Origin of the sequence: Vibrio sp. B181a (genome assembly GCF_030248375.1) — a bacterium.
GTDB classification, from domain to species: Bacteria; Pseudomonadota; Gammaproteobacteria; order Enterobacterales; family Vibrionaceae; genus Vibrio; species Vibrio campbellii.
Genome location: NZ_JAHGAD010000044.1, coordinates 1 through 8638 on the forward strand (window position 1 = coordinate 1; position 8638 = coordinate 8638).

General features: G+C 36.8%; 9 protein-coding genes. All 9 read right to left on the minus strand.

Going from position 1 to position 8638, the window contains the following annotated elements; all coding sequences use genetic code 11:
* Positions 1-58 precede the first annotated feature (58 nt).
* From KIO97_RS18995 to KIO97_RS19035, 9 genes are read right to left on the minus strand one after another with little or no spacing between them, the layout of a single operon-like run.
* Positions 59-1234 carry a DegT/DnrJ/EryC1/StrS aminotransferase family protein gene (locus tag KIO97_RS18995; protein WP_285383682.1) on the minus strand — a complete coding sequence of 392 codons (1176 nt, stop codon included), beginning with the start codon at positions 1232-1234 and terminating at the stop codon, positions 59-61.
* A 22-nt stretch (positions 1235-1256) separates the two neighbouring features.
* Complete coding sequence (locus tag KIO97_RS19000; protein ID WP_285383683.1) at positions 1257-1898, minus strand: acetyltransferase; 642 nt, start codon at positions 1896-1898, stop codon at positions 1257-1259.
* On the minus strand, positions 1891-2487 hold the full coding sequence (locus tag KIO97_RS19005) for a sugar transferase (RefSeq protein ID WP_285383684.1): 597 nt from the start codon (positions 2485-2487) through the stop codon (positions 1891-1893). Before KIO97_RS19005 ends, KIO97_RS19000 begins: the two co-directional genes overlap by 8 nt.
* Positions 2471-3595 (minus strand): glycosyltransferase family 4 protein, encoded by a 1125-nt coding sequence (locus tag KIO97_RS19010; RefSeq protein WP_285383685.1) that lies wholly within the window; start codon positions 3593-3595, stop codon positions 2471-2473. Before KIO97_RS19010 ends, KIO97_RS19005 begins: the two co-directional genes overlap by 17 nt.
* Before the next feature lie 12 nt (positions 3596-3607).
* Positions 3608-4531, minus strand: coding sequence for a hypothetical protein (locus KIO97_RS19015; RefSeq protein WP_285383686.1), 924 nt, complete (start codon positions 4529-4531; stop codon positions 3608-3610).
* Complete coding sequence (locus KIO97_RS19020; RefSeq protein WP_285383687.1) at positions 4524-5165, minus strand: glycosyltransferase family 32 protein; 642 nt, start codon at positions 5163-5165, stop codon at positions 4524-4526. Before KIO97_RS19020 ends, KIO97_RS19015 begins: the two co-directional genes overlap by 8 nt.
* Positions 5165-6169: an EpsG family protein gene (locus KIO97_RS19025; RefSeq protein WP_285383688.1), complete on the minus strand. Its 1005-nt coding sequence runs from the start codon at positions 6167-6169 to the stop codon at positions 5165-5167. The genes KIO97_RS19020 and KIO97_RS19025 overlap by 1 nt, the downstream gene beginning before the upstream one ends.
* A 4-nt stretch (positions 6170-6173) precedes the next feature.
* The gene (locus KIO97_RS19030; RefSeq protein WP_285383689.1) at positions 6174-7571 is read right to left on the minus strand and encodes an oligosaccharide flippase family protein; all 1398 of its coding nucleotides are present in this window, start codon (positions 7569-7571) and stop codon (positions 6174-6176) included.
* A 4-nt stretch (positions 7572-7575) separates the two neighbouring features.
* Complete coding sequence (locus KIO97_RS19035) at positions 7576-8598, minus strand: NAD-dependent epimerase/dehydratase family protein (RefSeq protein ID WP_285383690.1); 1023 nt, start codon at positions 8596-8598, stop codon at positions 7576-7578.
* Positions 8599-8638 lie beyond the last annotated feature (40 nt).

The window sequence follows — 8638 nt, forward strand, 5'->3', positions numbered from 1 at the left end:
AGGTTCTAGGTTCTAGGACGAGAGTAAAAGCACTCTCATAAGATTTGCAAATCAATATTTAGCGCTGAGCTTCTAAAAGTACTTCTCGGATCACTTGAGCCGTTTTAGACACTTCTTCAGCTGTTAAGGTTGGATGTACAAGGAACATCAAGCTTGTTTCGCCTAAAGCCACTGCATTGCTCAATCGTTGCTCTGGTCGCCAAGGTGTATTGTCAAACGCCTTCTCCAAGTACACTTCTGAGCAACTGCCTTGGTAAGCTGGCACACCACGCTCAACGATGGTTTCTACAATGCGATCTCGTGTCCACCCTTCAGCAAGGTTCTGAGGCTCGATAAACAAATAATGTTTGTACTCGGCGTGCTCACTGTATTCCGGCACTTCCACTCGGCGAACCACGCTTAGGTCTGCAACCGCTTCATCAATTTGTGCTGCATTCGCTTGGCGTTGCGCTGTCCATGCTGGCATGCGAGCAAGCTGGATACGACCAATAACAGCTTGTAACTCTGTCATGCGCCAGTTAGTGCCGAAAGATTCGTGTAACCAACGAAAGCCCGGTGGATGCTCGCGATTGTAAATCGCATCAAAGCTTTTACCGTGATCTTTGTACGACCACATGGTTGACCACAATGTCTTATCATTGGTTGTCACCATGCCACCTTCACCGCCTGTCGTCATGATCTTATCTTGGCAGAAAGACCACGCACCAATGTGGCCAATAGTCCCGACACTACGCCCTTTGTATTTCGCGCCATGTGCTTGAGCACAATCTTCAATTACGTAAAAACCGTGCTGCTGTGACAGCGCCATAATGGCATCCATCTCTGCTGGCATACCAGCAAGGTGCACCACAATCACCGCTTTTGTTTTTGGCGTGAGTGCCGCTTGTATCGATTCCGCCGTAATCGCTTGGCTGTTTAGATCCACATCCGCAAAAACGGGTGCTGCACCGGAAGTCACAATTGACGAAGCGGAAGCAAGGAACGTTCTTGGGGTGGTAATCACTTCATCGCCCTCGCCTACGCCCAAGGCTTTCAATGCCACATCTAGTGCAAGCGTTCCATTGCCAAGAGCAATCGCGTATTCGCAACCGGCCCATGCCGCCAACTCTTTTTCGAACTCACGACACTCGTTGCCTGTCCAGTAGTTTACTTTGTTTGACAGTAGCACACGGCTCACTGCATCCGCCTCTTCTTGAGTAAAAGAAGGCCATGGAGAAAATGGTGTATTAAGCATGTTATTTCCTAAAAGATCAGCACTAGAATTGAGAAAGCTCTCTTACCTTTGATGCAGGTACTCCAAAATAAAGACTGTTTTCATCTGTACTTTTAACTACCGTACTTCCCATCCCTATGACAGAACCTTTACCCACAAGAATTCCTTGACGAACTGACGAAGATGCTCCAACCTCTGCGCCAGATAAAACTTTCACTTCACCACCTAGCATAACTTTAGGTGAAATCGTACAGAAATCATGAACAACAACATCATGACCTATAGATACGAGTTTATTGACTATGACAAAGTCTCCAATACAGATGTCAGCAGTACAAACAGTACCAGCGCAAATAATTGAGCCCAAACCAACATTATTAATTTCGTCTCCAATTAGGACACTAGGGTCAATGAGCGTTATAAATGACGGTTGTTCAGCAGACCTCATTCTTTCAACTACACGTTTTCGGACCCGAGGAGATGCGATAGCAATTACGAAATCACAATCCCTATACTCTCGCCAATTTCTTATAGTATTTAATACCGGATAGTCATAGAATAAATTTCCAATAAGCTCTTCTCTATCATCTAAAAACCCTAAGATGTTAATTTTGAGCCGTTTCGCTAGCCACGCTACTTCCTTTCCTAAACCACTAGCGCCAATTATTACTAAACGTTTACTCATTACTTTCACCTTTAAACTTAGGCATAGTAATGTTCTCCGCGCTATTTATTCCTTCTTTAAAAAATACTTTTTTAATAGTTAATAGAATAATCTTACAATCTAATAGGAAGCTATTATTATCTACATACCATATGTCTAAATTAAACTTATCGTCCCAAGATATTTGATTTCTACCATTAACTTGCGCCCATCCAGTAATACCAGGCTTTACTTCATGACGCCGAGCTTGTCTCTCATTGTACAAAGGTAAGTATTCTTCTAGTAAGGGACGAGGGCCGACTAAACTCATATCTCCTTTTATGACGTTCCAAAGTTCGGGTAGCTCATCCAAGCTACTACTTCGTAATTTACTTCCAAATGGAGTTATACGTTCAGCATTTGACAGAATTGCCCCATTTTGATCAATTGCATCTTTCATAGTACGGAACTTTATCATTTCGAAGGTTTTTCCGTTTAAGCCTGGACGCGTTTGACGGAACAGAACTGGAGATCCAAGGTTCTTACGGACCTTCCAAGCGACTAAAGCAATGATGGGAGATAACAGAATAAGCGCGATAAGAGACGCGAGAAAATCAAACAGTCTTTTCATCGGAAAGCCCCATAATTTTTAGAATCTCAGCATTCACTTTGTGAACATCGAATTTTTCATTTGCCATGGTGTGACTTTTATTCCCCATCACTGACCATTGCTCTTGGTTTTCAATAAACCAAATCATACGTTCTGCAAGTTGCTCTACATTCGCCTTCTCGACTAGCCAACCGTTGTCTCCATTGACGACAGTTTCACGACAGCCCGGAACATCAGTTGTTAGAATTGGGCGCCCCATGGCCATAGCCTCTAATACAGTACGAGGCATTCCCTCATGGTAAGAAGGTAGAACGTAAATCGAACAATTTTCAATAAAAGGACGAACATCTGTTGTTGCGCCGCTGTATTCGATAGCACCAGAAGAAACCCATTTATTGATCTCTTCCAACTTGATGCCATCAGGAGAAGGGTCTTCAGGGCCTACAAGTTCAAAAACAGCTTCCGGATATTGTTGTTTAACTATCTGTGCGGCTTTTGCATATTCCCTAATACCTTTATCCCCAAGTAAGCGAGCAATAAGTAAGAAGTGAGACTTTAAAGGTAAAGGCGATACTTGGTAATGACTGAGATCTACGCCAGAACCATTGACGAGAAAACACTTTTCTTGGGGTATGATTCCTTCGTCGATAAACACTTGCATGTTATCTTGGTTTTGAAAAATCACGCCTTTAGACTTTTTCAAAGAAAACTTATACAAAAATCTCACAAGAACATTTAATAGCTTCTTTTTAAAACCTCCTTTTTGAAAAGCATATCCTAATCCAGTAACCATCGCATAGAATGAACTAACTTTTGAAAACCTCGAAGCAATACCGCCCCAAATTATTGGCTTTATTGTATAAGCTAATGTTATTTCGGGCTTTAAATGGTTAATATTTTTTGTTAGTGAATAAAGAGTTACCAAGTCTTGAGCTGGATTTAATCCATTTCTTGATACACTATAATCCAAGTAATCGCATCCTAACTTTATAATTTGATTTATATCTTTTAAACTTGCATTACTAGCAGAAGCGGTAACTTCTAAACCCTTAGATTTAAGCGTAGTGATAAGCTTGCCCCTAAAGTTTTTGATAGAACGTGGTGATGCACCTATAATTAAAATTTTCATTACTCCCTCGAATTACATCCCCCGAACACTAATAACTTTATTTAATGTAGTTAGAATCCCGGAATCACTAATAACTTGATTCCAGTTATAACTAGAAACATCCGGTGTTGAAAAGCCAAATTTATTAACATCATCAACTTCAAAATTATTAGTAACATAAAACCTTGAATTCATTTTATTCATAAATGATGTAGACCAACTATGATCATTCGTGATTATTTTTAAATTTGCGGCGCAATATTCAAGAAGCTTTGTTGATGTTTGAAAATAAAATGGATATATATTTGGAGTGACGTTAACACCAAAAACTGACTTTTTCATCTCTCTTGCTGTGTCTTCTCTATTCAACCTACCCAAAAACTTAACATTATGGTTATTTTTATAACTAGAATATATTTCATTACATGGACTACCTACTAAAGAAAGCTTCATATTTGATTTGCAGATTCCATCAATCATCATTGAAACCCCCCTAGAGTTTGTTATGGAACCAACATAAATACACTCATGCTCGCCTTTTTTCTCGCCATTATAATAAAACTCATCGTCAACCCCCATATCTCTTATTAGATTGTTATTTGAGTTAGAAAAGCCATATTCTTTTCTAACTTTTTCGTTAAGAAATATATTTATATCAGATGTTCTGTTAAGCTTTTTCTTAAGGAAGTTTTTGAGTTGAGGAAAACTTCCTGTAGAGCAGGATGTATAGTCATGTATGACAATAGCATCTTTTTTTGCACCAATATAGAAAGGGTCAAACCCCATTTTCATTAAATAAACATCGCTATCATAGGAATATAGTTCTTTGACTGAATCGCCATATACAATTTCAAACTCTATCCCGCCAACACTATTAAAATACTTTTGGTAAGCATATATTTCTGGAAAATAAGATTTTTTAGTAATAAGTGACAAGATCTTCATATTCTTAAACAAATAGTTTCCTTTTTATTTTATTTATTAATCCTAGCTTCCACTTTCTTTCCCAATGATGAATAGCATAGGTATTTTTCTTGATGGAATGATGCATTAAAATAGGAAGAGAACTGTTATCATTTGGATTGTATGGATAAAAGTATGATTTATCATAAATCAAAACACTCTCATCTCCTTCATTTATAATCTTTGTCAGTACTCTAGGGATATTAATGAATTTACCGACCATATCTTCAGAATCATAATAATCCAAAATTTTTTTTAATAATGGGAGATTAGATTTAGAACCAATTATTCCAGCACTTATGTGAACATCATCTTCTTTGCCAATAAAAAATTCACAGTCAATTAAATCCTCTAGATTTTTTATTACTTCCATATCAGTATCAAGGTAAATACCACCGTAATGATATAAAGCAAACAAGCGAACATAATCAGAAGCAAAAGCCCATTGTTTATTTTTTAACGCACAATTAAGAAACCTACTATTAATATCTTTTACATCATCTTCAGTCCATTTTTTCACTTCAAACCCTGAACAGTTTATATTCCATGATTCTATACATTGCTTTGACACCAATGATATATCATTCGGACCAAACCAACACCAATGTATAACTTTAGGGATAGACATTAAATCACTCCATTAATAAAATATAGAATAGAAAATGGAAATAGAAACACAACGAGCATATATTTATACTCTTCTCTAAGTTTCAATCCATTGAGAGCATAAGCTTGAAGAACAGGAATCAAAGCCCAAGCCATATATCCATACCTATTTGAATAATTGGCATAACCAAATACAAAGTATAGCAAAGATAAGGCCGCATAAACTTTCATAAGGACATCAAAATTAGCCAAGCTACATTTTTTCATATATTTCCTCACAAAAATGAAAATAGAGAAGTAGCCAATGGTATATATATACAAGTCAAGCTGGAAACCATTTCTGTAGTCAGCTATTAATGCTCCATATTGTTTAATAGTGCTATATAAAGGGATCCCCGTAACACTTGAAAAAATTTGAACCAAACTTTCATAAACACCTAATGGATATAATAATGACAACACAAAAAAACCGAACCATTTAACTCTTTCAAAAAGTTTTAGAAAAACAATGAATGGAATTACCAAAAGTGCACTTGAATGAAAAGAAACTGAAAAAACAAAAAAAACCAGAAAACTTAAACGTTGCCCATTAATTAATCTTATTAATGAGATATAGAGAAATACAATTGAAATCCCTTGCCTAAGCCCATTTGTTGAAGATGCTTTAAACCAGCTTGAAAATAGTAAGAAAATTAACAATAAGATTAAAAAAGCGCCTTGACTACCATCATTAAAAGAAACTTCCTTACCAATCAAAAAATAACCAAGAACTAAAATTAAGAACAACAAAAAAAAGTAAGATTCGTGCTCAATAAACAAATATGCTGATGCAAAGGTTGTTATAAAAAAACCAAATTCAAACCTACCATCATAGTGTAAACCTACTTCTTTTATGCTTCTAAAGAAATCATAGTATTGATAGGTATCATTCAAAGCATATATATCTCGATTTGCCACAAAATAGCCTATGGCTAAAAACGAAATAACGAATATAGTAAGAGAAAAATATCGATTTATAGTAATCATATTTCTAGCCTTTTATAAGCATTTTCCTTACAGGAAAGTACATGAGAGTTGAATATACAAAAACTCCGAAAATGATTTTCAATGCCATTTGAAGATATAGATTTTCAAACTCAACAAAATAAATTAAAGAAAACATTATAAAAGATGAAAAAAGACTAGGAATTATTATTTTTACTTGTTTCAAAACACCAAAACTTGAAACCTTTCCAGAAAGAAATGCAGAAAACAAAAATAGAAATACAGAGACAAAAGCTTGCAACATCGATACTTTAGTTACACCTTCCCGTATAAAAACAACAACAACAAATACAGTGACAAATAATTTAAACAGCTCATTAATTAGTGTTAAACTTGGAAATCCAAGAGAATTGTATATATTTGAATTTATAGCAACGACAGGCCATAAAGCTTTTGACAAAGATAAAAAGAATATTATCATACACATCGGCGCCCACTTTTCACCTAAAAATAAATATATGAAATCTTTAGAGATCGAGGCGATACCGATCATGCAAGGCAAAGATATTAATGATGTAAAAAATATAATTCTATTTAGACTTTCCTCATACAATCTCTTTTCCTTTTTTATATTAGACAGTATTGGATAGGTAATTTTTTGTATTAAGAGTCCAATAGTTGAAGAGAAAAAAGTGACATAACTAAGAGCCAGTGAATAAAAGCCAACTTCTTCAACACTTAAAACTCTACTTCCAATTAAAACAACTAACCCATTTGATACAATTACTATTATTCCTGATAGTAAGACCTTGTAGCCAAAGCTATATATCTCCTTAAACTCTCCAACGTCAAACTTCATTTTTAATTTTAGCTCACTCCCTTTGGATAACAGAAGAAATGCTATTACTGCTTTCACAACAGGTAATGAAGCTAATGCCCAATACCCCGCCCCTTTGAAAGCCAGGCTAAAGCCTATTATTGCACTGGAGATGTTAGATATTATGGCTACTTTAGATATAAGTGAAAATCCTAGTTTAATCAGAATGTCAGCTCGGTAGATTGAAGATATTGAATTCAAAACAACCGAAATCAGCATAAATGGTATAACTAACGACAACGTTTCTTGATTGTAATATCTGGCAATTACACCATTAAACATTAATATTATTGTAGTAATTAGAACGGCTGAACTCACCGATAGAAAGAATGCTGATGGAAAGTAACGCCCCTTAGATTCACTTCCTTTATGTATAAGAAAAGAAGATACTCCGGTAGTTGCAAGCGTATCGGAAAATATTATAAATATATTTACAAGGCCAATAAGAGCAAAATCACTAGGTAATAAACGATATGACAGATATAGCATCAAAGAAAAGTTAACTAGTTGAGCAATAAACTTCTCAGATCCTCCCCATAAGATACCACTTAATATCTTAGACTTCATAGTTTTATGCATGCTTACTAACGTACCACGAAATTGCTCTTACAATGCCTTTCTCTATATCAAATAGAGCAGCATACTCAAGCCCAAGTTCAGATTTCAGTATGCTCGCCTGAGAATGCCTAACATCACCAGCACGAAACTCTCGGTAAATAGGTTCAACATTTACTTCAACATCATTTTCATTCAACGCGTTTTTGATTGCATAGAACAGGTCATTTAGTGTGGTTCTGTCCCCAACTGCAACATTGTAGACTTCGTCTTTTGCTTCATCTTGTGCTGTTGCGGCTAATAAATTCATCTGTACAACGTTGTCGATGTAGCAAAAGTCTCGGCTTGTTTCGCCATCACCGTTAATGAAAACGTCTTCACCATTGATCATGGCTGCAGTCCATTTTGGAATTACCGCCGCATAAGCGCCGTTTGGATCTTGTCTACGGCCAAATACGTTGAAGTAACGCAGACCAATTGTTTTGAATCCATATGTGCGAGCGTAAACACCCGCATAAAGCTCGTTTACGTACTTGGTTACTGCGTAAGGAGACAATGGGTTGCCAATGTTTTCTTCCACTTTTGGTAGAGCTGGATGATCACCGTATGTAGAGCTAGAAGCGGCATAAGTGAAGCTTTTCACGTCCTCTTGTCTTGCGGCATCAAGCATGTTTAGAAAACCGGTAATGTTTGCAGCATTTGTCGTTAGTGGATCTGCAATAGAGCGAGGTACTGAACCCAGTGCAGCTTGGTGCAACACATAGTCCACGCCTAGAACCGCTTGCTGGCAGGCTTTTGGATCACGGATATCACCCTCAATAAAGGTAAAACGGTCCCACTGAGCTTCACTTACTAGGCTTTTTACTTCATCCAAGTTGTGTTGATGGCCGGTTGCGAAGTTGTCTAACCCCACCACGGTTTGATTAAGCTTTAGTAGCTTCTCTAATAAGTTTGAGCCGATGAAGCCTGCGACACCTGTTACCAACCAAGTTTTTGGTGATTCCAGTAACTCTTGTTGGATTTGTTCGTATTTGGTCATTGTGTTTTCCGTGTGGGGAAGGTCTAGGGTCTAGGGTCTA

Coding starts and splice junctions, on each gene's coding strand:
- KIO97_RS19035 (WP_285383690.1), bottom strand. CDS start 8,598: ATGACCAAATACGAACAAATCCAACAAGAGTTACTGGAATCACCAAAA.
- KIO97_RS19025 (WP_285383688.1), bottom strand. CDS start 6,169: ATGATTACTATAAATCGATATTTTTCTCTTACTATATTCGTTATTTCG.
- KIO97_RS18995 (WP_285383682.1), bottom strand. CDS start 1,234: ATGCTTAATACACCATTTTCTCCATGGCCTTCTTTTACTCAAGAAGAG.
- KIO97_RS19020 (WP_285383687.1), bottom strand. CDS start 5,165: ATGTCTATCCCTAAAGTTATACATTGGTGTTGGTTTGGTCCGAATGAT.
- KIO97_RS19010 (WP_285383685.1), bottom strand. CDS start 3,595: ATGAAAATTTTAATTATAGGTGCATCACCACGTTCTATCAAAAACTTT.
- KIO97_RS19005 (WP_285383684.1), bottom strand. CDS start 2,487: ATGAAAAGACTGTTTGATTTTCTCGCGTCTCTTATCGCGCTTATTCTG.
- KIO97_RS19030 (WP_285383689.1), bottom strand. CDS start 7,571: ATGAAGTCTAAGATATTAAGTGGTATCTTATGGGGAGGATCTGAGAAG.
- KIO97_RS19000 (WP_285383683.1), bottom strand. CDS start 1,898: ATGAGTAAACGTTTAGTAATAATTGGCGCTAGTGGTTTAGGAAAGGAA.